Origin of the sequence: Achromobacter spanius (assembly GCF_002966795.1) — a bacterium.
Classification (GTDB): domain Bacteria; phylum Pseudomonadota; class Gammaproteobacteria; order Burkholderiales; family Burkholderiaceae_B; genus Achromobacter; species Achromobacter spanius_D.
Genome location: NZ_CP023270.1, coordinates 2,447,648 through 2,469,151 on the forward strand (window position 1 = coordinate 2,447,648; position 21,504 = coordinate 2,469,151).

Annotated in this window: 20 protein-coding genes; 16 read left to right on the plus strand and 4 right to left on the minus strand. The window is 68.3% G+C overall.

The window, feature by feature from the left end; genetic code table 11:
* Positions 1-36: 36 nt before the first annotated feature.
* Together CLM73_RS10920 and CLM73_RS10925 are read right to left on the minus strand one after the other, a co-directional pair.
* The gene (locus CLM73_RS10920) at positions 37-1,161 is read right to left on the minus strand and encodes a hypothetical protein (protein ID WP_105238446.1); all 1,125 of its coding nucleotides are present in this window, start codon (positions 1,159-1,161) and stop codon (positions 37-39) included.
* On the minus strand, positions 1,154-1,819 hold the full coding sequence (locus tag CLM73_RS10925; RefSeq protein ID WP_234015852.1) for a hypothetical protein: 666 nt from the start codon (positions 1,817-1,819) through the stop codon (positions 1,154-1,156). Before CLM73_RS10925 ends, CLM73_RS10920 begins: the two co-directional genes overlap by 8 nt.
* 47 nt (positions 1,820-1,866) lie before the next feature.
* Here CLM73_RS10925 and CLM73_RS10930 point away from each other — a divergent pair, with 47 nt between their 5' ends.
* From CLM73_RS10930 to CLM73_RS10995, 14 genes are all read left to right on the plus strand, one after another.
* On the plus strand, positions 1,867-3,555 hold the full coding sequence (locus CLM73_RS10930; RefSeq protein WP_105238448.1) for a diguanylate cyclase: 1,689 nt from the start codon (positions 1,867-1,869) through the stop codon (positions 3,553-3,555).
* A 62-nt stretch (positions 3,556-3,617) separates the two neighbouring features.
* The gene (locus tag CLM73_RS10935) at positions 3,618-4,415 is read left to right on the plus strand and encodes a GntR family transcriptional regulator (RefSeq protein WP_056570091.1); all 798 of its coding nucleotides are present in this window, start codon (positions 3,618-3,620) and stop codon (positions 4,413-4,415) included.
* A gap of 20 nt (positions 4,416-4,435) precedes the next feature.
* Positions 4,436-5,641 carry an ABC transporter substrate-binding protein gene (locus CLM73_RS10940; protein WP_105238449.1) on the plus strand — a complete coding sequence of 402 codons (1,206 nt, stop codon included), beginning with the start codon at positions 4,436-4,438 and terminating at the stop codon, positions 5,639-5,641.
* An 8-nt stretch (positions 5,642-5,649) separates the two neighbouring features.
* On the plus strand, positions 5,650-6,522 hold the full coding sequence (locus CLM73_RS10945; RefSeq protein ID WP_056570095.1) for a branched-chain amino acid ABC transporter permease: 873 nt from the start codon (positions 5,650-5,652) through the stop codon (positions 6,520-6,522).
* Between the two features lie 2 nt (positions 6,523-6,524).
* The gene (locus CLM73_RS10950; protein WP_105238450.1) at positions 6,525-7,496 is read left to right on the plus strand and encodes a branched-chain amino acid ABC transporter permease; all 972 of its coding nucleotides are present in this window, start codon (positions 6,525-6,527) and stop codon (positions 7,494-7,496) included.
* Positions 7,489-8,244: an ABC transporter ATP-binding protein gene (locus CLM73_RS10955; RefSeq protein ID WP_105238451.1), complete on the plus strand. Its 756-nt coding sequence runs from the start codon at positions 7,489-7,491 to the stop codon at positions 8,242-8,244. The genes CLM73_RS10950 and CLM73_RS10955 overlap by 8 nt, the downstream gene beginning before the upstream one ends.
* On the plus strand, positions 8,241-8,951 hold the full coding sequence (locus CLM73_RS10960; protein WP_056570101.1) for an ABC transporter ATP-binding protein: 711 nt from the start codon (positions 8,241-8,243) through the stop codon (positions 8,949-8,951). Before CLM73_RS10955 ends, CLM73_RS10960 begins: the two co-directional genes overlap by 4 nt.
* Before the next feature lie 2 nt (positions 8,952-8,953).
* Positions 8,954-10,222, plus strand: a complete 1,269-nt coding sequence (locus CLM73_RS10965; RefSeq protein WP_105238452.1) for a 3-isopropylmalate dehydratase large subunit — start codon at positions 8,954-8,956, stop codon at positions 10,220-10,222.
* Positions 10,219-10,719, plus strand: coding sequence for a 3-isopropylmalate dehydratase (locus tag CLM73_RS10970; protein ID WP_105238453.1), 501 nt, complete (start codon positions 10,219-10,221; stop codon positions 10,717-10,719). Before CLM73_RS10965 ends, CLM73_RS10970 begins: the two co-directional genes overlap by 4 nt.
* Before the next feature lie 10 nt (positions 10,720-10,729).
* Positions 10,730-12,400, plus strand: coding sequence for a hydantoinase B/oxoprolinase family protein (locus CLM73_RS10975; protein ID WP_105238454.1), 1,671 nt, complete (start codon positions 10,730-10,732; stop codon positions 12,398-12,400).
* A complete protein-coding gene (locus CLM73_RS10980) occupies positions 12,397-14,445 on the plus strand; it encodes a hydantoinase/oxoprolinase family protein (protein WP_105238455.1) in 2,049 nt (682 codons plus the stop codon). Before CLM73_RS10975 ends, CLM73_RS10980 begins: the two co-directional genes overlap by 4 nt.
* 9 nt (positions 14,446-14,454) lie before the next feature.
* A complete protein-coding gene (locus tag CLM73_RS10985; RefSeq protein ID WP_056570109.1) occupies positions 14,455-15,063 on the plus strand; it encodes a cysteine hydrolase family protein in 609 nt (202 codons plus the stop codon).
* The gene (locus CLM73_RS10990) at positions 15,060-16,457 is read left to right on the plus strand and encodes an FAD-dependent oxidoreductase (RefSeq protein ID WP_105238456.1); all 1,398 of its coding nucleotides are present in this window, start codon (positions 15,060-15,062) and stop codon (positions 16,455-16,457) included. The genes CLM73_RS10985 and CLM73_RS10990 overlap by 4 nt, the downstream gene beginning before the upstream one ends.
* A gap of 10 nt (positions 16,458-16,467) precedes the next feature.
* Positions 16,468-17,331, plus strand: coding sequence for an isocitrate lyase/PEP mutase family protein (locus CLM73_RS10995; protein ID WP_105241474.1), 864 nt, complete (start codon positions 16,468-16,470; stop codon positions 17,329-17,331).
* Positions 17,332-17,367: 36 nt separating this feature from the next.
* Here CLM73_RS10995 and CLM73_RS11000 read toward each other — a convergent pair whose 3' ends face one another.
* Positions 17,368-17,988: a chorismate--pyruvate lyase family protein gene (locus CLM73_RS11000; protein ID WP_105238457.1), complete on the minus strand. Its 621-nt coding sequence runs from the start codon at positions 17,986-17,988 to the stop codon at positions 17,368-17,370.
* 119 nt (positions 17,989-18,107) lie between these two features.
* Here CLM73_RS11000 and CLM73_RS11005 point away from each other — a divergent pair, with 119 nt between their 5' ends.
* Positions 18,108-18,839 carry a pseudouridine synthase gene (locus CLM73_RS11005; RefSeq protein ID WP_105238458.1) on the plus strand — a complete coding sequence of 244 codons (732 nt, stop codon included), beginning with the start codon at positions 18,108-18,110 and terminating at the stop codon, positions 18,837-18,839.
* 201 nt (positions 18,840-19,040) lie between these two features.
* Here CLM73_RS11005 and CLM73_RS11010 read toward each other — a convergent pair whose 3' ends face one another.
* Entirely contained in the window at positions 19,041-19,952 is a 912-nt protein-coding gene (locus tag CLM73_RS11010; protein ID WP_105238459.1) for a LysR family transcriptional regulator, read from the minus strand.
* A 349-nt stretch (positions 19,953-20,301) separates the two neighbouring features.
* Between CLM73_RS11010 and CLM73_RS11015 the strand changes: the two genes are divergently transcribed.
* The gene (locus CLM73_RS11015) at positions 20,302-21,495 is read left to right on the plus strand and encodes an efflux RND transporter periplasmic adaptor subunit (protein ID WP_105238460.1); all 1,194 of its coding nucleotides are present in this window, start codon (positions 20,302-20,304) and stop codon (positions 21,493-21,495) included.
* Positions 21,496-21,504: the final 9 nt, after the last annotated feature.

The following is a 21,504-nucleotide window of genomic DNA, read 5'->3' on the forward strand; positions in this document are numbered from 1 at the left end:
GTCAGCGTTCCGAGACACACGCGCCGCGCCCGCCGTTTACAGGCAGGCGTCCCGCGACACGTTCGCGGGGTTGGTGCATGCCCGCCACGTCGCGGCCGGCATTGCCGGCACCAACACCAGCCGGCTCATCGGATCGGTGTACCAAAGAATTCGCCCGGGCTCGGCCTGCATGGCCTTCCAGACCTTTTGCTGCGCGGCGGGATCAAGCGCGCACTGACCCTGGTCGCCGGTCACGCCCTCGGCCAGCACCGTCTGGCTGCCCGGATCCCAAGACACCATGTCAGCGTCGTCCAACGCGATGTCGTCCTTGAGGCGCACGATGCGCCATGCATTGCCGGCCACTTCGGTCGACAGCCGCGACAGCGCCTCGCGTTCGATCACGTGCAGGCGGTCCCGCAGGGCCACGGGTTCCGCATAGGCGCCGGGACCGTCGTTGCCATCCGGCGAAGAGAACGGAGATTGCCGCCGCACATAGCGCGCGGCAGGCCGGCCTTGCTCATCGTAGGTCTGCACCGCGACGGGTTCGTTGGCGGCGGCGTCGATGACACGCAGCAGCCTGCCGGCGGCATCGCGTACATAGCGCCGCCCGGGGGCCGCGTCCATCGCATCGCCGCAGGGCCCGGCGATAAATGCCTGCAGCGCGCCGTGCGCATCGCGTCGCAGGCAGACCTGGCCGACAAGCGTGTAGGCCGCGTCCTGCGTCCGCTCGTACTCGGCCACGCGCAGCAGGTCCCCGTCAGCGTCGTACTCGAAGGCATGGCCGCCGGATACCGTCGGCGTTCCCAAGGCCCGCCGCTCCAGGCGCTGGACCCGGCAAAGCCGGCCGTCGGCGTCGAAAAACAGTTGCGCGTGGGCCGCACCTTTGCCGTCGTCCACGCGATAGGCTGTCCAGTCCACCTTGTCCATCCAGGTGCGCGGCAGGGGATCGCCGGACGCTGACAGCCAGATCGGTTGCGGATGCGTGGCGATGCGTTCGCCCTTGCGGCCCAGGAGGACGCGCGATTGCGTCACGTCGACGGAAACGCGAAGCGCCGTCAACGCGCCGGACTCGGAAAAACCCGAGTCCGCAGCACCGCAGGCCGCTAAGGCCGGGGCGGCGTGCAGGACCGAGGCCGAGGCCAACGCAGCGCTAAAGGCGACGCGGCAAAGACGATCACGCATACTGCAGCGCGTCCATGAACGTCACGAGATCCCAGAATTCCCTGGATACGCCGCCCAGGCGCAGCTTGCCATCGCGTTCCTCGAACAGCAGGAACGGATATGCGTTGCGGGCGAAAACACCCGGTTCCGGCAGCCGGTAGGGCTTGAAGACCTCGGGGTCGTTGAAGTAGCGTTCCAGGCGCCCGCCGCCGTCCACATGCACGTAGCGCACGCGCAGCGCGGGTTGTTGAAACGCCGTTTGCGTTTCGGGATAGATCCCGCCGTCGCCCGCCACGACGGCGTCGGACAGCGCGGCGAGGAAGACGCGCCGGATGCCGACGAAATGGATTTCGCCCGATGTGCCGCCCGAATGGGCTGCCGCCAGTTTTTCCAGCAGCGCCGACGCGCGCGAGCCGGGCACCACCGTTCCGGCGAACAGGGTGTTGATGTCTTCCGGCTGCGCATCGGCCGATTGCCGCAGCCGAAGCAGGTCTTGCCGGAATTCGCCCAGCCATTGCTGATAGCGCACGTTTTCCGCATGGCGGTCGAAGGGCTGGGCGACCGCGATGGCGCACTGAAAAGCCATCAGCGCCGCGGCAATTAGGTGTCTCATAGGCTCGCGATCATATCTTCCGAAATGATGCAGTTTTGGTGCGAACCGTGACAGAATGTCAGCCACGCTGCGCCAGGCTGTACCGATGAATGTCGTTTTGATCAGGCCCTGACATGCCCGCTACCGGTGATGCGTCCCCAACCCAATCGCCCGGCGATGCCGCCGGCGGCGCGCCGCGCAACCCGGACGGCCCGCTGGACAAGCTGGCGCGCCTGGCCTGCCGCATGTTTGGCGTGGACTTGGCCGCCATCGTCTGCACCGATGCGGATGGCGTGTGGCAGGCGGCCGCCGGCGCGGCATGCGCCCATGCCCGGTGTCCGTGGTCCCTCGAACTTCCGATACGCGCCACGGACGGCCGCCTTCTCGGCGTCTTTCGTCTTGGGCACGGGCAGGCGCGCGATTTCTCGGATGAAGACCGCCAGGCCTTGCAGGACATCATCAGTCTGGCGGCCACGGCCGTCGAAAAGCGTCACGCGCTGGCGTGCGAGCGCGCCGACGAAGACACCTGGCGCGACGAGGCCCGCAAGCTGTCGCTGGCTATCGCGGGCAGCGGCACGGGGGTGTGGGACCGCAATGTGGTAACCGGGGAGATCACTTATTCGCCCGGCTGGAAGGCCTTGCTGGGCTATGGCGAATCCGAACTCACCTCCCGCATCGAGGACGCCTATACCCGCTTGCACCCGGACGACCTGGTCTACGTGCGGGCCGCCATGCAAGATCACTTCGACGGCAAGACCGACAGCTACGAAGTCGAACACCGCATCCGGTGCAAGGACGGCAGCTACAAATGGATCTGCAGCCGCGGCAAGGTGGTCAGCCGCGACGAATCGGGCAGGGCGCTGCGCATGATGGGAACCACCACCGACATCAGCGCCATGCGCGCCATGTCCGAAAGGCTCCAGCGCACGGCGGACCTTGTCGTCAATCTGACCGACGCGGTGCCCGGTCTGGTCTTCCAATGCCGGCCATTGCCCGAGGGCGGATCGCGCTTCTCGTACGTCAGCGCGGGCATCTGGGACATGTTCGAACTCACGGCAGACGACGTGCGGGCCAGCACGACCGCCGTCGAACAGCGCATCCATCCGGAAGACCTTCCTGTCTATCGCGCATCCCTGCAGGCCGCAGCGGCGGCGAGAACCCCCTGGCATGTGGAGTTCCGCGTGTGCCTGCCGCTGCAGGGCGTGCGCTGGCGGCAGGGCGACGCGAGCCCAAGGCGGGACGCCGACGGCGGCGTGGTCTGGCACGGCTTCGTCACCGACATTACCGACCGCAAACGTGCCGAGCTGGAACTGCGCGAGCTGGCCGCGACCGACGCGCTGACGACCCTGCCCAACCGCCGCCATTTCATGTCGCGCATCGCCGCGGAGCTGGCGCGGATCAAGGGTCACGGCGGTCTGGGATCGGCCGTGCTGATGTGCGACCTGGATCATTTCAAGCACATCAACGACACCTGGGGCCACGCCATCGGAGATGGTGTGCTGCAGCATTTTGCGAGCATGCTGCGCGCGCAGTTGCGCGAGATCGACCTGGTGGGGCGCATCGGCGGCGAAGAATTCGCCGTCGTGCTGCCCGATACCGACATCGAACGCGCCCGCGTCTTTGCCCGCAACGTGCAGCGCCGCATCGCCGATACGCCCTATCTGTCCGAAGGGCGGCACATCCCGCTGACCGTCAGCATCGGGATTTCCGCACTGCACACCAAGGACGACGACGCCGAGCTGGCGCTCAGCCGCAGCGACCGCGCTCTGTATTACGCCAAGCAGCGGGGGCGCAATCGGATCGAGTCGGTGTTTTCCCGATAGAACAACCCGTCCGGGCATTTGTTCCATTGACCGTACATTAGGACACCCCTAGAGTTCCCTGCATGGGAACCTCATTACCACTTCCGAAATACCACCAGATCTATCTCGTCCTGCGCGAACAGTTGCAGGAGGGGCGGTTCGATCAGGACGGCGTGCCCGGCGAGCATGCGCTGGCGGACCAGTTCGACGTTGCGCGCATCACCATCCGCAAGGCGATGGAGATGCTGGTGGCGGACGGGCTGGTGTCGCGCCGGCCGGGGCTGGGCACCTGGCCCCTGCGCGGCGCCTCCAGCGCCCACAGCGCGCCGTCTCCCAGTGCGCAACAGAAGGCGCACCTGACCGGCCTTCTGGAAAACATCGTCAACATGGGCCTGCGCACCTCGGTGCAGGTGCTGGACAGCACGCTGGTGTTTGCGCCGCCCACGGTGGCCGAGGCGCTGCACATTCCGTCCGGCACGCCCGTGCACAAAAGCCTGCGGGTGCGCAGCACCGACGCCGGGCCGTTGTCCCACATCACCACCTACGTGCCGCAGTCCGTGGCCGATTTCACGCGGGAAGACCTGGAGCGCGAGCCCCTGCTGATGCTGCTGGAAGCGGCCGGCGTGGAGTTCGGCGGCGCCACGCAGACCATCTCCGCACGGCTGGCCGACGCACAGGTCGCGCGCCATCTGGACGTGTCGGTGGGCTCGGCCTTGCTTGCCGTGACGCGCCTGGTGCGCGACGTCGGCGACCGGCCCGTGCAATTGCTGCAGGGCCTGTACCGGCCCGACCGCTACCAATATCAGTTGCAGCTATCGCGCGTCGGCAGCATCGACGCCAAGGTCTGGGTCAGCGAAGAGCTGTCGGCCCAATTCCATTGAACCCTTCGGAGATTCGCCCCATGAATTCGCGCCGCACTTTCCTCTACCAATCCGCTGCCGCCGCGGCCCTCGTGTCCGCCCCGTGGGTGGCCCGATCGCAGGGCGCCGCGCCCATCAAGGTCGGCGTGCTGCACCCGGTGACCGGCGCGCTGGCGTATTCGGGCCAGCAATGCCGCCTGGGCGCGCTGCTGGCCATCGAGGACATCAACAAGGCGGGCGGCATCAAGTCGCTGGGCGGCGCGCCGCTGCAGGCGGTGCTGGGCGACGCGCAGTCGCGTCCCGAGGCGGGTTCGGCTGAAGTCGAGAAGATGAACGAGGCGGGGGTGTCGGCCATCGTGGGCGCGTATGCCTCGGCGATCTGCCTGGCGACGACGCAGACGGCCGCCAAGTACAACCTGCCGCACGTGGTGGACGTGGGCGTGGCCGACCAGATCGTCGAGCGCGGCCTGAAGAACACGTTCCGCTTTGGCCCGGGGTATCGCGCCTGTAGCGAACGCGCCATCCTGGACCTGGCCGCGCTGAACGACGCCGCCGGCAAGCCGGCCAAGACCGTGATGATCGTGCACGAGGACTCGCTGTTCGGCACGGGCACGGCCGCGCTGCTGGCCAAGTCGCTGCCGCAGCACGGCTTCGAGGTCAAAGAGATCGTCAAGCACCCGAACCCCACGCGCGACTTCAACAACATCGTGCTGCGCATGCGGTCCGTGAATCCGGACATCGTGATTCCGGCCAACTACTACAACGAATACGCCTTGCTGCTGCGCGCGATGAAGCAGCAGAAGGTGCAGCCCAAGGCCATCTACTCCGTGCTGGGCGGCGCCGCGTCCAGCTACAAGTTCCTGAAGGAATTTCCGGACATCGCCAACGGCATCATCGACTGCAACCACTGGTTCAACCCGAAGGACGCGCGCGTCGCGCCGCTGAAGGCCCGCGTGGAAGAGAAGGGCGCGTACTTCAGCTACGAGGTCTTCATGACCTACACCGCGATGCTGCTGCTGGCCGACGCGCTGGAGCGCGCCAAGTCCGCCGACCGCGCCGCGATCACCGAGGCGCTGGCGGCCAGCACCTTCCAGGACAACCTGATGCCCTACGGCCCGACCAAGTTCGTCAACGGCCAGAACACCGGCGCGCAGCCGCTGCTCACGCAGGTGATCGGGGGCGACATCAAGGTGATCTTCCCGGCCGAATACCGCCAGGCCGACGCCGTGTTCCCGCTGAAGGCCTGATCAGACCCATGCTCGATCCCGCCATCCTCTTTTCCTCGGTGCTGAACGGCCTGACGACGGGCGCGGTCTACGCGCTTATCGCGCTGGGCCTGACCCTGATCTACGGGGTGCTGCACATCATCAACTTCGCCCACGGCGCGGCGCTCATGGTGGCGCTGTACGCCGTCTACCTGCTCAAGGACCGGCTGGGCATCGACCCCTATGCCGCCTTGCCGCTGGTGGTGGCCGGCATGTTCGTGTTGGGCTACGCCTTGCAGCGCCTCGTCATCAACCGCGCCAGCCATGGCAAGGACGAGAACATCCTGCTGGTCACGCTGGGCCTGGCGATCGTGCTGGAGAATCTGGCGCTGGTCTGGTTCAAGTCCGACACGCGAAGCATCGACACGGCATACACGCTGTCAACCGTGGAGATTGGCCCCGCGATGATCGCGCTGCCCAAGGTCATCGCGTTCTGCGGCGCGCTGGCGGTGGCGGCGGTGCTGTTCTGGATCATCCGCAGCACCGATCTGGGCCGCGCGATCCGCGCCGTCGCCCGCGAAAAGCAGGGCGCCAAGCTCATGGGCATCGACGTCGAAAAGGTCTACGCGGTGTCGTTCGGCATCGGCATGGCGTGCCTGGGCGCGGCGGCGTGTTTCCTGCTGCCCGCCTATTACGTCAATCCGCAGGTGGGCAGCGGCTTCGTGCTGGTCGCCTTCACCATCGTGGTGCTGGGCGGGATGGGCAGTTTCGTGGGGGCGCTGGTGGGCGGGTTGCTGATCGGCGTGGTGGAGTCCATCGGAGGCCTGTTCCTGGGCGACTCGCTGGGCCAGATGGGCATCTTCGCGATCTTCATCGCGGTGCTGCTGTTTCGCCCGCAGGGGCTGTTCGGGGCGAGGGGCTGACGATGAAACGGGATCTTTGCGCAATCGCGCTGTTCGGGGTGGTGCTGGTTGCGGTGGCCGCGCTGTCCCAATCGGGCGTGCTGCTGACGTTCGTGATGATGTCGCTGTATGCGGCCCTGTTGTCGCAGGCCTGGAACATTCTGGGCGGGTATGGCGGCCAGTTGTCGTTCGGCCATGCGCTGTTCTTTGGCGTGGGCGCGTATGCGCAGGCGCTGGGCCAGCTCAACCTGGGGCTGAATCCGTGGCTGGTGCTGCCCGGGGCGATCGCACTGGGCGCGCTGGTCGGCGTGGCAGTGGGCGGGCTGACGTTCCGTTATGGATTGAAGGGCTCGTACTTCGCGCTGGTCACCCTGGCATTCGCTGAAGTCTTCCGCATCCTGGCGCTGTCGGCGTCGTTCACGGGCGGCGGCGTGGGACTCATGGTCCCGTTGCAGGAAGGCGTTGCCAACATGCAGTTTGGCTCGCGCCGCGGCTACATCTACCTGCTGCTCGCCTTCGTGCTGCTGGCCCTGCTGGTGACCGCGTGGCTGCGCCATTCGCGCTTCGGCGCCTACCTGCAGGCCGTGCGCGACAACGAGGACGCGGCGCGCGCCATCGGCGTGAACCCGCTGCGCGTGAAGCTGGGCGGCATCGCGCTGTCCGCGGCCTTCATGAGCGTGGCCGGCGCCTTCTACGTGCAGGTTTTCCAGTACATCGATCCGGGCATCGCGTTCGGCTCGGCCGTGTCAGTGGAGGCGCTGGTCGGCGCCATCGTCGGCGGCATGGGCACGCTGTGGGGCCCGCTGCTGGGCGCGGTCACGCTGCATGCGCTGGCCGACCTGACCCGCAATCTGTTCGGCGAGCTGCCGGGCATCAGCATGGTCATCTACGGCGTGGTGTTGATCCTGATCGTGATGTTCATGCCGCGCGGCATCACCGGCGGCGGCCAGTCGCTGAGCCGCCTGTTCAAAATGAAGGAGCGCGCCCGTGTCTGACATCCTGCTGCAAGCGCGCAATCTGTCCATCACCTTCGGCGGCCTGAAGGCCGTGCAGGACGTCAGCCTGGACGTGCCGCAAGGTTCGCTGACCGCCCTGGTGGGCCCCAACGGCGCGGGCAAGACCACGCTGTTCGGCCTGCTGTCGGGCTTTCTGAAACCCGGTTCCGGTTCCGTGCACTTTGCCGGGCAGGACATCACAGGCCAGGCGCCGCACGAATCCGCGCGGCTTGGCCTGACCCGCACCTTCCAGATCGTGCAGCCGTTCGGCGCGCAGACGGTGCGCCAGAACATCGCCGTGGGCGCGCACTTGCGCCTGGCGGACCGCGACGAGGCGCTGGCCGCGGCCGAGGCCGTGGCCGCGCGCGTCAACCTGCAGGCCTCGCTGGACAAGCCGGCGGCCGACCTGACGGTGGCTGGGCGCAAGCGCCTGGAACTGGCGCGCGCGCTGGCCACCCGGCCGCGCCTCTTGCTCTTGGACGAGGTGCTGGCGGGCCTGAATCCCAGTGAGATCGACGAGATGATTCCGGTGGTGAAAAAACTGGTGGACGATGGCGTCACCGTTCTGATGATCGAACACGTGATGCGCGCGGTGATGAGCCTGGCCGAGCACGTGTGGGTGTTGGCGCAGGGGCGGCTGATCGCGGCGGGCACGCCCGGCGAGGTCACGCGCGATCCCAAGGTGGTCGAGGCCTACCTGGGCCACGGCGCGGCGGCGCGGCTGGCCGCGCAGGGAGCGCCGGCATGAGCGCGCTGCTGGAGGTCAAGGGCCTGCGGGCCGGCTACGGGCGCATGGAAGTGCTGCGCGGCGTGGATCTGGACGTGCAGGCGGGTGAGATCGTGGTGCTGCTGGGCAGCAACGGCGCGGGCAAATCCACGCTGAACAATACGGTGTGCGGCCTGTGCCGGCCGTGGGGCGGCACGGTGCGTTTTGAAGGCCAGGACCTGACCGGCCGCCACTACCGGCAGGTGGTGCAGGCGGGTCTGATCCAGGTGCCGGAGGGCCGCCGCGTTTTTCCGAATCTGAGCGTGCGCGAGAACCTGGAGCTGGGCTCCTTCACCCGGGCGCGCGAGCGCCGCGCGCAGAATCTGGACAAGGTGCTCGACATTTTCCCGCGGCTGCGCGAACGCCTGGAACAGCTGGCCGGCACCATGTCGGGCGGCGAGCAGCAAATGCTGGCAATCGGCCGCGGCCTCATGGCCGAGCCGCGCCTGCTGATCCTCGACGAACCCTCGCTTGGGCTGTCGCCGCTGATGGTCGAGGAATTGTTCGGCCTCATCAAGCGGCTGCATGGCGACGGCCTGGCGATCCTGCTGGTCGAGCAGAACGTGGGCCAGTCGCTGGAAACCGGGCAGCGCGCCTACGTGCTGGAAAACGGCGCCGTGCGCTACAGCGGCAGCTGTCCCGACCTGTTGGCCAGCGACGACGTGCGCCGCGCCTATCTGGGGATGTAATCATGGCCCAGCCACAAACCCTGGCCCAGAAGCTGATCGCCGCCGCCTGCGGGCGCGAGACGGTGGCCGAGGGCGAAATCGTGACCTGTGCGGTCGATCTGGCGATGTTCCACGATTCCAGCGGTCCGCGGCGCTTGAAGCCCATGCTGCAAGAGCTGGGCGCCACGCTATGGGATCCGTCCCGGATCGTGCTGGTCATCGACCACTACGTCCCGGAATCCGACGACGAATCGCGCCGCATCGTGCGCATCGCGCGTGACTGGGCGGCGGAGCAGCAACTGCCCAACGTGTATGACTCGGTGGGCATCTGCCACGTGGTGGTGCCGCAGCACGGGCACATCCGGCCCGGCATGTTCTGCGTGGGCGGCGATTCGCATTCGCCGACCGGGGGCGCGTTCGGCGCCTACATGTTCGGTATCGGCAGCACCGAGATGCTGGGCGTGGCGGTCACCGGCCAGATCTGGGTCAAGGTGCCCAAGACGCTGATGATGCATTGGCGCGGCCGGCTGGCCGCCGGCGTCACGGCCAAGGACATGATGCTGCACATGATCGGCCGCTACGGCATGAACGGCGGGCGCTATCAGGCGGTGGAGTTCTGTGGCGAAGCCGTGCGCGCGCTGTCCATGCAGGAGCGCATGACGCTGTCGAACATGAGCGCCGAGCTGGGCTCGCAGGTCGGGCTCATTGCGCCGGACGAAACCACCGCCGCCTGGCTGCGGGATGCGGGCGTGACCGAAGAACTGGATCTGGCCCGCTGGCAGAGCGATCCCGAAGCCGACGCCGAGTGGCATGAGTTCGATGCCGCCGCGCTGGCCCCGCAGGTTGCAGCGCCGCACAGCCCGGCCAATGCGCGCGGCGTGGACACCTACAACGACGTGCCCGTACAGGTGGCCTACATCGGCGCCTGCACCGGCGCCAAGCTGGAAGACCTGCGCGCCGCAGCCACCGTGCTGCGCGGTCGCCGGCTGGCGGACGGCATGCAGCTGATGGTGGCGCCGGCCAGCCGGCAGGACCAGGATCAGGCGGACCGCGAAGGCGTCATGCAGGTGCTGCGCGACGCGGGCGCCCAAGTGCTGGCCACCTCGTGCGGCGCCTGTGCGGGCTATGGCGGGTCCATTCCGGACGGCGCCAGCGTCATCGCCACCACGGCGCGCAATTTCAAGGGGCGCATGGGGTCTGAGACCGCGCAGGTCTACCTGGCCTCGCCGTATACGGTCGCGGCCTCGGCCGTGGCGGGGCGCGTTGCCGACCCCCGGGAGTTCCTGGCATGAACACAGACATTACGACGCATCGCGTCTGGCGCGTGGGCGCGGACATCGACACCGATGCACTCGCGCCCGGCGCCTACATGAAATTCGGCATCGACGAGATCGCGCGCCACTGCCTGCAACGCGTCCGTCCGGACTTTGCCGGACAGGTGCAGCCGGGCGACGTGCTGGTGGCCGGCCCCAACTTCGGCATCGGCTCATCGCGCGAGCAGGCCGCGGCCGCCCTGGTGCGCCTGGGCGTGGCTGCCGTGATTGCGCCGTCCTTCAACGGCCTGTATTTCCGCAACGCCTTCAACGTGGGGCTGCTGCTGCTGACATGCAGCCAGGCCGAGACCCTGGCGGAGGGCGAGGGCATCACGTTCGACCCCGTCGCCGGCCGCATCCATCGTCCCGGCGGCACGCCCGCCGAATTGCACTGCGAGACCGTGCCCGGCTTTCTCCTTGACATGGTGCAGGCCGGCGGACTGCTGAATCTGCTGAAACAGCGTCAAACCTCTTAGGAACAACATCATGCTTGACCCCGTTACCCTGGCGGTCCTGAAGGGCCGCCTGGAACAGATCGCCGACGAAATGGACGCGACGCTGTACCGCAGCGCGTTCAACCCCATCATTGCCGAGGCCCATGACGCCTGCCACGGCATGTACGACGCCGCCACCGGCGCCACGCTGATCCAGGGCAAGTCGGGCCTGCCCGTCTTCGTGGGCGCGATGGCGTTCGCGGTAAAGGCGGCAGCCAAGACCGCGGCCGAGCGCGGCGGCATGACGGACGGCGACGTGTGGCTGTTCAACGACCCGTACGAGGGCGGCACGCACGCCAACGACTTCAAGCTGGTCAAGCCGGTGTTCCGCGGCGGCAAGCTCTTTTGCTTTCTGGCGTCGGCGGCCCACTGGCACGACGTGGGCGGAGCGGTGCCCGGCAACTACAACCCGGCCGCCACCGAATGCTGGCAGGAAGCCGTGCAGATCCCGCCCGTGCGCATCGTGCGTGCCGGCGTGCTGGACCAGGACGTGCTGGCCATCCTGAAGGCCAATACCCGTCTGCCCGACAGCCTTTGGGGCGACCTGAACGGCCAGCTGGCCGCGCTGGAACTGGGCGCGCGGCGTCTGGACGGTCTGCTGGACGAATACGGCGACGCCACGGTGCTGGAGTCCCTGGACACGCTGCGCGAACGCGCGCGCCGCCTGATGCGCGACCACATCGCCCGCCTGCCGGATGGCGAGTATGCGTTTGAGGACATGCTGGACAACGACGGCGTGCGCGACGCGCCGCTGCGCATCGCGCTCAAGCTCACCATCGCCGGCGACCGGCTGGGGCTGGACTTCACCGGCACGTCGCCGGCCTGCGCCGGTCCGGTCAACATCTCGCGCGCCACGGCCATCGCGGCCTGCTACGTGGCGCTCAAGCATCTGTTCCCGGACGTGCCGGCCAACGCGGGGGTGCTGGACGCGGTGGACGTGACGCTGCCGGACGGCCTGGTGATTTCTGCCGACCGCCCGCGTCCCGTGGGCGGCTACACCGAAACCATCCTGCGCATGATCGACGTGATCTTTTGCGCCATGGCCCAGGCCGCACCGGACCGCGCGATGGCGCAGGCCTACGGCACGATCAACGCGCTGTCGATCGCCGGCTACCGCAGCGACGCCGCCCGCAAGGGCCAGCGCTGGGTCATGTTCAGCTTCTTCGGCGGCGGCCACGGCGGCCATTCGGATGGCGACGGTCTGAGCCACGGCAACGCGCCGATCTCCACCGCCACCATTCCGCCGCTGGAAATCCTGGAAGCCGCGTATCCCGTGCGCTTCACGCAATGGGCGCTGCGGCCGGACTCGGCGGGCGACGGCGCGCACCGGGGCGGCCTGGGGGCCATCTATGAAATCGAATTGCTGGAAGACAGCGCCGAAGCCTTCATCTTTGGCGAACGCGGCCGCAGCGCGCCCAAGGGCATCGCGGGCGGCGGCCAGGCCGCGCTCAACGTCTTCCGCTATCAGCAGGACGGCCAGTGGCAGTCCCCGCCCATGAGTTCGAAGATGCTGGGCATCCGGCTGCAGCGCGGTGACCGCGTGCGCCTGGAAACCCCGGGCGGAGGCGGCTATGGCGAGCCTGCGCGGCGCGATGCCGCGGCGCGCGAGCACGACCGCAAGATGGGCTATGTGAGCGACATTCAGAAGGAGCAGTCGGCATGAGCGCGGCGCAAGGTTTGGTGGTGGGCGTGGACGTGGGCGGCACGTTCACGGATCTGTTCGTGCTGGACGAGGCGGGCGGCAGCGCCCGCGTGGTCAAGGTGCCGTCGACCCGCGGCGAGGAAGCGCGCGGCTTCATGAACGGCATTGCGCGGGTGGCGGACGGCGCGGGCGACATCGCGACCATCGTGCACGGCACCACCGTGGGCACCAATGCGCTGCTCGAACGCAAGGTGGCGCGCACCGGCATCATCACGACCGAAGGCTTTCGCGACGTGCTGGAAATGCGCCGGCGCGACCGGCCGCAGACCTGGGGCCTGCGCGGCAACTATGAACCCGTAGTGCCGCGCGGCCTGCGGCTGGAAGTGCGCGAGCGCGTGCTGGCCGATGGCGCGCTGCACACGCCTGTCGACCTGGACCAGGTCGAGGCCGCCGCGCGCGCGCTGCTGGAAGCGGGCTGCGACGCGGTCTGCGTCTTCTTCGTCAATGCCTACGCCAATCCGGTGAACGAAGCCCAGGCTGCGGCCCGCGTGCGGTCCATCTGGCCCAACGGCAACGTCACGGCCGCCACCGAGGTGCTGCCCGAGATCCGCGAGTTCGAGCGCTGCTCGACGGCCGTGCTGAACGCGGCCCTGCAACCCGTGGTGGGCAGCTACCTGACGCGGCTGGAATCTGACTTGCAGCAGCACGGCTTCAAAGGCGAGCTGCTGGTGGTGCAAAGCAACGGCGGCGTCATGTCGCGCCAGACCGCGTGCGACGTTCCCGTGCGCACCGCCTTGTCCGGTCCGGCAGCCGGCGTCATCGCGTGCGCGGCCATCGCGCGCGCCGCGGGCTTTCCCAACGTGGTCACGGGCGACATGGGCGGAACCTCGTTCGACGTGTCGCTGGTGGCCGAGGGCGAGGCCTCGCTGTCGGCGCAGACCGCCATCGACTTCGGCATGGTCGTGCGCGCGCCGATGATCCAGATCGAGACCATTGGCGCGGGCGGCGGCTCGATCGCCAGCGTGGACGCGGGCGGCCTGCTGCAGGTCGGTCCCGAATCCGCCGGCAGCATTCCCGGCCCGGCCTGCTACGGCCGCGGCAATACGCGTCCGACCGTCACCGACGCCAACGTGCTGCTGGGCCGCATCGCCGCGGAGCGCCCGCTGGGCGGCGGGCTCTTGGCCAAGATGGACGTGGAACTGGCGCGCGCCGCCATCGACGAGCACGTCGCGCGCCCGCTGGGCCTGGACGTCCACGCCGCCGCGGAAGCCATTCTGACCGTGGCCAACGCCAAGATGGCCGGTGCGATCCGCGTCGTCTCCATCGAACGCGGCCACGATCCGCGCAAGTTCGCCTACATGCCGTTCGGCGGCGGCGGCGCGCTGCACGTGTGCGCCATGATGAACGAGGTGGACGCCGCGCACGGCATCGTCCCGCGCTATCCGGGCGTGACCTCGGCGCTGGGCTGCGTCATGGCCGACATGCGCCATGACGGCGTGCAGACCCTGAACGTGGCGCTGAGCGCGCTGGATGCGGCCGACCTGCTGGCCCGCATCGACGAGCTGGCGGCTGCGTGCCAGGCGCGTCTGGATTCGGCGGGCGTGTCCTTCGAGGGCATCCGCGAAAGCATTGAACTGGACATGCTGTACGTGGGCCAGAGCCACACCGTGCGCGTGGAAGTGGGCCGCTCGGACCTCACCCGCGACGGCATCGCCGCCGCGTTCGACCGCGCCTACCAGGCCGCCTTCGGCCGCAGCCTCACGGGCATTCCGGTCCGCATCCTGAACTTGCGCTATGCGCGCATCGGCCAGCGCCCCAAGTTCGATCTGGCCTTGCTGGCCCCGACGGCCCAGGCCATGCCCGCCGCGCTGGGCACGCAGCGGGTGTTTCACGCCGGGCAATGGCACGACGCCGTGCGCTATGCGCGCCTGGATCTGCCGGTCGGCGCCGAGGTGGCGGGACCCGCCATCCTGGAACAGCCGGACACCACCATCTGGATCGAGCCCGGCTTCGCGGGCCGCGTCGATTCCCTGGGCAACATGCTCATCGCTCGCACCGCATCGTAGGAGCCCGCCATGCACGCCTTCGATCCCCGCACGACTGCGCTGGTCATCATCGACCTGCAGAACGACTTCCTGGCGCCGGGCGGCGCGTATGACCGCGGCGGCGCGGTCAGCCCGCAGGCGAAAGCCTTGCCGGCGCGCGTGGCGCCCGTGGCCCGCGCGCTGAAGGGGCAGGGCGGCTTCGTGGCCGCCAGCCAGTTCACGCTGTGGCCCGACGCGCACGGCGAGCCCATGATTTCGCCCCATCTCAAGCAGTTGCGCCCGTTCTTGCGCCGCGGCGACTTCGTGGCCGGTTCGCCCGGTCAGGCCAATGTGGCCGAGCTGGACGGGCTGGTCGACGTGTCGGTCTGGAAGGTCGCGTATTCGGCCTTCTTCAACACGCAGCTCGATTGGGTGCTGCGGCGTGCGGGCATCTCCAGCGTGGTGGTGGCGGGCATCGTCACCAACGGCGGCGTCGCCAGCACGGTGCGCGACGCCCACATGCGCGACTATCACGTGACGGTGCTGGCCGACGGCTGCGCCGCGCCCACGCCCGCCATGCACGAGGCCGCGCTGGCGGACCTGCGCACGGTGGCCGACGTGGTCTCGTGCCAGGACGTGCTGGACAGGCTGAAGTCGTGAGTGCGCCAGTCGTCAGACGGGGTGTCTCGCCGGGTGCGGACGCCATGCACGTGCCGGTGGTCATCATCGGCGCGGGCGCCTGCGGCCTGACCGCCGCGCTGCGCCTGGCCTCCGCCGGGATCGAGACGGTGCTGATCGAACGCGACGCCGTGCCCAGCGGCTCCACTGCGCTGTCCTCGGGCTTCATTCCCGCGGCCGGTTCCGCGGTGCAACGCGCCGCGGGTATCGAGGATGACGCGGCGCGCTTTGCCGCCGACATCCAGGCCAAGGCGCACGGCACGGCCTCACCTGAACTGGTGGCCGCCTACACCGGTGCGGCCGCTGCAGCCATGGACGGGCTTGCCGCGCACGGCCTGCGCTTCGAGGTGCTGGACGGGTTCCTGTATCCCGGCCACACCGCGCGGCGCATGCACACGCTGGCCGAGCGCACGGGCGCGGCCCTGGTCGCGGCCCTGGAACGCGCCGCCACCGAGGCCGGCGCCTACCTGCTGACCCGCGCGCTGGTGCGCGAGATCTGGACGGATAACGACGGCCGCGTGACCGCAGTGGGCTGCGAGCGCCCGGACGGCTCCGTCGACGTCATCGGCTGCGATGTCTTGCTGCTGGCCTGCAACGGCTTTGGCGGCAACACCGCGATGGTGGGTGAGTACCTGCCCGCGATGCGCGAGGCCGTCTACGGCGGCCACGTCGGCAACGACGGCAGCGCCATCCAATGGGGCACGCAGCTGGGCGCGCGCCTCGCGGACCTGGGCGGCTACCAGGGCCACGGCTCGTGGGCCACGCCGCAGGGCGCGCTGATTTCCTGGGCCGTGATGATGGACGGCGGCGTGCAGATCAACCGCGACGGCCGCCGCTTTCATGACGAGACTCACGGTTATTCCGAGGCCGCGGTCCATGTGCTGGCGCAGCCGGGCTCGGTGGCGTGGAATGTCTTTGACGACCGCACGCTTGCACTGGCGCGCGGCTTTCCCGACTTCGTGCAGGCCGAAGAAGGGCAGGCGTTGAAAACCTGCGCCGACGTCGCGGCGCTGGCCGCGCTGATCGGCTGCGATCCCGATGTGCTGGGCCAGACGCTGGACGCGGTCCGCCCCGGCGCGGCGGATCCGCTGGGACGCCATTTCGAACGCGCCCTGCAGGCGCCGTATCACGCGGTCAAGGTGACGGGCGCGCTCTTTCACACACAAGGCGGGCTGGATATCGACGCGCAATGCCGCGTCCTGGACAACGCAGGCCGGGCGCTGCCCAACCTGCTGGCTGCGGGCGGCGCCGCCCGTGGCGTTTCGGGCAACGACGTGTCGGGCTATCTGTCCGGCAACGGCTTGCTCAGCGCGGTCGCCGGCGGCCATATCGCCGCGGCCACGGCGGCGGCGCTGCTCGGGCGCGGCCTGGATTAGGAAACCCATGATGCAAACACAGAACCTGAAAGCGCAGTTGGCGGCCGGCACGGTGCTGGCCCCCGGCGTCTACGACGCCTTGTCGGCGCTGATCGCCGAGCAGGCGGGCTTTTCCGCGCTGTACCTGTCGGGCGCGTCCATCGCCTACACGCGGCTGGGCCGGTCGGACATCGGCCTGACCACCTACACCGAAGTCGAAGACACCCTGGCCCGCATCGCCGAGCGCGTGTCGGCCGCGGTGATCGTGGACGCCGACACCGGTTTTGGCAACGCGCTGAACACGCAGCGCACCGTGCGCGGCTTCGAGCGCGCGGGCGCTGCCATGATCCAGCTCGAAGATCAAACGTTTCCCAAGCGGTGCGGCCACCTGGACGGCAAGAGCGTGATTCCCGCCGCCGAGATGTGCGGCAAGCTGCGCGCCGCCGTCGACGCGCGGGTCAACGCGTCCACGCTGATTCTGGCGCGCACCGACGCGCTGGCCTCGGAAGGGCTGGATGCCGCGCTGGATCGCGCCGAATCGTATCTGGAGGCGGGCGCGGACGCGCTCTTCATCGAAGCACTGCGTACGCCCGAGCAGATGCGCGCCGCGTGCGACCGATTCGCTTCGCGGGTGCCGTTGCTGGCCAACATGGTGGAGGGCGGCAAGACCCCGGTGCAGGACGCGGGCGCGCTCGCCGCCGTGGGTTTCCGCATCGTCATCTTCCCGGGCGGCACGGCGCGCGCGGTGGCGCACACGCTGCAGGGCTACTACGGCAGCCTGCGCCAGCACGGCACGACGGGGCCGTGGAAGGACAGGATGCTGGATTTCGACGGGCTGAACGACGTGATCGGCACGCCGGAATTGCTGGAGCAGGGGCGGCGGTACGAGGGCTGAACGCCTGCGCAGCGGCTGGCGTTCAGCAAGCTCGCATCAGCGCGGCGTGCGTTGATGGGGCACGAGCGGCGGCACGGGCTGGCCGGCGATCAACTCCCAGAAGTCCGGCAGGAAGCACTCGGCCACCAGCAGCGGCTGCCCCTGGCGCCAGAACACCGAGCGGCGCGCCCAGATCCGGCCGGCCTGCAACGCGCGGGCTTCGGGCGGCAGTACGTCCGAGGCGGTGGCATGGAACGGCACGGGCGAGGCCAGCCGGCGGCATGCAAAGGGCGACCGGATCACCGTGCTGTCGTGATACAGCATGTCGGCCAGCGGCCGGGTCAGCAGGCGCCGCATCCCTTGCCAGGCGCCGTGTGAAGCGGTCAGCGGCGTCAGGCTGCGCGCCGGGACGCTGTCCACGCCGTTCACGGACATCAACACCTCGCGGATCCACACCGGTGAGCCCGGGGCGATGCGCATTGCGCGCGCCTCGTCAGCCGGCGCACCGTCGGCGTACTCGGCCAACACCCGCAGACGCACCTGCCCGACCTGGCGCAGGCCGGCGGTAAGCGCGCCCGGCCGGAACAGCCAGTGGCGTTGGGCGGGGGACAGAATGGCCGGGGCTTGCGCCTGCCAGCCGGCGGCGAGAGGGGGGCAATGGGCTGCGGGTTTCGTCATGGCTGCGTATTATGCCAAGCCCCGCCTCAAGGCCGCCTGCGTCGCGATGCCGCAGGGGTGGGGCGCTGGCCGAGCCGCACTGGCCGATCCTCACCGGCCGTCCGCATACAATACCGCCCATGGAAAAAGTACGAATCTCCAAGCTCATGTCCGAGCGCGGACTCTGTTCACGCCGCGAGGCGGACAGCTATATCGAGCGCGGCTGGGTCCGCGTTGACGGCGTCGTCGTGTCCGAATTGGGCGCGCGGGCCTATCCCGACCAGGAAATCACGCTGGAGCGCGCCGCGCATGCGCGCCAGACCTCCCGCGTCACGATCCTCATCAACAAGCCCGTGGGCTACGTGTCCGGCCAGGCCGAAAAAGGCTACACGCCCGCCGTCGCCCTGATCGACTCCCGCTCCCGCTTCGCCGGCGACCGCGCCCCGCAGCGCTTCGAATGCGCACACCTGGACGGCCTGGCCGTCGCTGGCCGCCTGGACATCGATTCGCAAGGACTCCTCGTTCTCACGCAGGACGGCCGCGTCGCCAAGCAGCTGATCGGCGAAGACTCCACGATCGACAAGGAGTATCTGGTCCGCGTCCAGGGCGATCTCTCCGACAACGGTCTGGCCCTCCTGAACCACGGACTATCGCTGGATGGCAAGCCGCTCAAGCACGCCCAGGTGCGCTGGCAGAACCACGATCAACTCCGGTTCGTGCTGCGCGAAGGCAAGAAACGCCAGATCCGCCGCATGTGTGAACTGGTGGGCCTGAAAGTGATCGGCCTGAAACGCGTTCGTATCGGCCGCGTGGCGCTGGGCGATCTGCCCCTGGGCCAATGGCGCTACCTGCGCGACGACGAATCGTTCTGAGCCGGTGTCTGACACCCACCGTCCACACGATCGTAAGACGGCCTCCAGCGCTGGTGTCTGACACCCTGGTGAGAGCCTCTTCATCTTGAGTTGCCCTTCAAAGGGTGTCTGACACCGACAGCGAAACTCCGCTCGCAGCATTGGTCACCTGACTCGACATCACTTGTCGACCGTCGAAGGATTTTTCAGTCTGTTTCGGTCTCAGCGGGATTTCATGAAACGGGGCGTATCCTTCGCTTGCCAGTGGCTGCCCAGGCGCTCCATCAGGAACTCGATGAAGATCCGGGTCTTGGCGGGCAGCAGCCGCGTCTCCGTGACCGCATGCACCGGAAACGGGCCCAACTGCCAGTCCGGCAGCACGCGCTGCAACTGGCCGGACTGCTGTTCCGACATCTGACCACCCACCAGCACCGCAATGCCCGCGCCCAGCATGGCCAGGCGCCGGGCCATGGCGACGCCGTTGACGGAAAACCGGTTGCCCGGCGTGAATTCTATGTGCTGCTCGCCATTCGTAAGCGGCCAGCGCGTCACGCGGCCGGCGCCTTCCGCGCGGAACTCAATGCACTCGTGCCGGGTCAAGTCGCTGGGATGCTTCGGTTCGCCGTGCTTTTCCAGGTAGTCGCGCGAGGCATACAGGTAGGCGGGCAGCATGCCCAGCAGTCTTGCAATCTGGGTCGAATCGGGCAGGTCGCCGATTTCGATCGACACGTCGCAGGTCTGGAACACGCGCGATGCGTGGTCCGGGTTCGCGAGGTCCAGAAAAAACGTCACATCGGGATAGCGCCGGGAAAACTCCATGAACGATTCAGCCAGGAAGTCCGTGCCGAAATCCGCGGGCATGTTCACCCGCAGCGGTCCGGCCGGCGTGTCGACCAGCTTCTGCAGTTCTTCATGGGCGATCTGCGCCTCGGCCACGATGCGCTGGCAGCGCTCGAAATACAGCCGCCCGGCATCGGTCAGTTCCACCTTGCGCGTGGTGCGGCTGAGCAGCCGCAGCCCCACGGAGCGCTCCAGTTCGGCCACCTGGCGAGACAAGGTCGACTTCGGGACGCCCAGCGTTGCCGCAGCGCGGCTAAAACTGTGCGTTTTGGCGACCTCGACGAAGAGTTCCATTCCCTGTAGGCGTTTCATGACGCGATTTTGTCACAGTGGAGAATGGACAATTGTCCCATAAATGGAATGATGTTTTCTCTTCATGCCCCTTTGTTTCTAAAGCGGGATAACTCAGAATGCGAGTTCTGCAATGCAGCAATGCGATAAACGTCCAGCCTTGCGTGTTCTACGCGAATCCACCCAGGTCGAACGCCGCGGACCGCGCCAAGACGGTCCGACGGGCTGATGTTCTTCGCAGAATCGCCCCAGGCAATCCGGCCATACACGGCCATCAGGCACGCGGCGCATGCGCGGCGTGGGGCAACTTTTATTGAAATCGGGAATGCAATCTATGAATAAGAAAAGCGCTATGTGGCGCGGCGCGGCCGTTGTCGCGCTGACGGCATCGGCCCTCACACTGGCCGCTTGCGGCAAGAAGCAAGAGGCGCCTCAGGGCGGCAAGCCGCAAGTGACGGTCGTCACATTGGCGACGCAGCCCGTTTCCCTCACCACCGAACTGCCCGGCCGCACCTCTGCCTTCCGCGTCGCCGAAGTCCGCCCGCAGGTCAACGGCATCGTCCAGAAGCGCCTCTTCACCGAGGGCGGCGAGGTCAAGGCCGGCCAACAGCTCTATCAGATCGACCCCGCCCTCTATCAAGCCAACGTCGACAGCCAGAAGGCCGCGCTGGCCCGCGCCCAGGCGCAGCAAAAGACCGCCGCGCTGCTGGCCGAGCGCTACAAGCCGCTGGTCGCCACCCGCGCGGTCAGCCAGCAGACCTACGACAACGCCGTCGCCTCGCGCGATCAGGCTGCTGCCGACGTGCTGTCGGCCAAGGCGGCGCTGGACACGGCCCGCATCAATCTCGTCTACACCAAGGTGTTGTCGCCGATCGACGGCATCATCGGCCGCTCGGCCGTGACCGAAGGCGCGCTCGTAACGGCCAACCAGACCAGCGCGCTGGCCGCGGTGCAGCAGATCGACCCGATCTACGTCGACGTCACGCAGTCCAGCGTGCAGCTCCTGCGTCTGCAGGACGCGTTGGCCACCGGCCAGCTCAAGAAGCTGGACGGCGAGCAGGCCGCGCTGGTCACGCTGACGCTGGAAGACGGCTCGCAATACAAAGAGTCCGGCAAGCTCCAGTTCTCCGAAGTGACCGTCGACCCGGGCACGGGCTCGATCACGCTGCGCGCCGTGTTCCCCAACCCCGACCGGCGTCTGTTGCCCGGCATGTTCGTGCGGGCGCGCCTGGCTGACGGCGTTGCCGCCGATGGCCTGCTGGTGCCGCAGCGCGGTGTGACGCGCAATCAGCGCGGCCAGCCGACCGCGCTTGTCGTCAACGCCAAGAACCAGGTTGAACTGCGCGATCTGAAGACCGACCGCGCCATCGGCGACAAGTGGCTCGTCACCGACGGCCTGGCTGCCGGCGACCGCGTGATCGTGGAAGGCCTGCAGATGGTCCGCCCCGGCGTTGAAGTGGTCGCCACCGAAGCCGGCGCCAAGGCCCAGCCGCAAGCGGCCAATGCGCAGGGGGCCGCTGCCCCCGCCGCGCCGGCCAAGCAGTAATCAGGAGCC

Coding starts and splice junctions, on each gene's coding strand:
- CLM73_RS10920 (WP_105238446.1), bottom strand. CDS start 1,161: ATGCGTGATCGTCTTTGCCGCGTCGCCTTTAGCGCTGCGTTGGCCTCG.
- CLM73_RS10930 (WP_105238448.1), top strand. CDS start 1,867: ATGCCCGCTACCGGTGATGCGTCCCCAACCCAATCGCCCGGCGATGCC.
- CLM73_RS10935 (WP_056570091.1), top strand. CDS start 3,618: ATGGGAACCTCATTACCACTTCCGAAATACCACCAGATCTATCTCGTC.
- CLM73_RS10940 (WP_105238449.1), top strand. CDS start 4,436: ATGAATTCGCGCCGCACTTTCCTCTACCAATCCGCTGCCGCCGCGGCC.
- CLM73_RS10945 (WP_056570095.1), top strand. CDS start 5,650: ATGCTCGATCCCGCCATCCTCTTTTCCTCGGTGCTGAACGGCCTGACG.
- CLM73_RS10950 (WP_105238450.1), top strand. CDS start 6,525: ATGAAACGGGATCTTTGCGCAATCGCGCTGTTCGGGGTGGTGCTGGTT.
- CLM73_RS10960 (WP_056570101.1), top strand. CDS start 8,241: ATGAGCGCGCTGCTGGAGGTCAAGGGCCTGCGGGCCGGCTACGGGCGC.
- CLM73_RS10965 (WP_105238452.1), top strand. CDS start 8,954: ATGGCCCAGCCACAAACCCTGGCCCAGAAGCTGATCGCCGCCGCCTGC.
- CLM73_RS10970 (WP_105238453.1), top strand. CDS start 10,219: ATGAACACAGACATTACGACGCATCGCGTCTGGCGCGTGGGCGCGGAC.
- CLM73_RS10975 (WP_105238454.1), top strand. CDS start 10,730: ATGCTTGACCCCGTTACCCTGGCGGTCCTGAAGGGCCGCCTGGAACAG.
- CLM73_RS10980 (WP_105238455.1), top strand. CDS start 12,397: ATGAGCGCGGCGCAAGGTTTGGTGGTGGGCGTGGACGTGGGCGGCACG.
- CLM73_RS10985 (WP_056570109.1), top strand. CDS start 14,455: ATGCACGCCTTCGATCCCCGCACGACTGCGCTGGTCATCATCGACCTG.
- CLM73_RS10995 (WP_105241474.1), top strand. CDS start 16,468: ATGCAAACACAGAACCTGAAAGCGCAGTTGGCGGCCGGCACGGTGCTG.
- CLM73_RS11000 (WP_105238457.1), bottom strand. CDS start 17,988: ATGACGAAACCCGCAGCCCATTGCCCCCCTCTCGCCGCCGGCTGGCAG.
- CLM73_RS11005 (WP_105238458.1), top strand. CDS start 18,108: ATGGAAAAAGTACGAATCTCCAAGCTCATGTCCGAGCGCGGACTCTGT.
- CLM73_RS11010 (WP_105238459.1), bottom strand. CDS start 19,952: ATGGAACTCTTCGTCGAGGTCGCCAAAACGCACAGTTTTAGCCGCGCT.
- CLM73_RS11015 (WP_105238460.1), top strand. CDS start 20,302: ATGTGGCGCGGCGCGGCCGTTGTCGCGCTGACGGCATCGGCCCTCACA.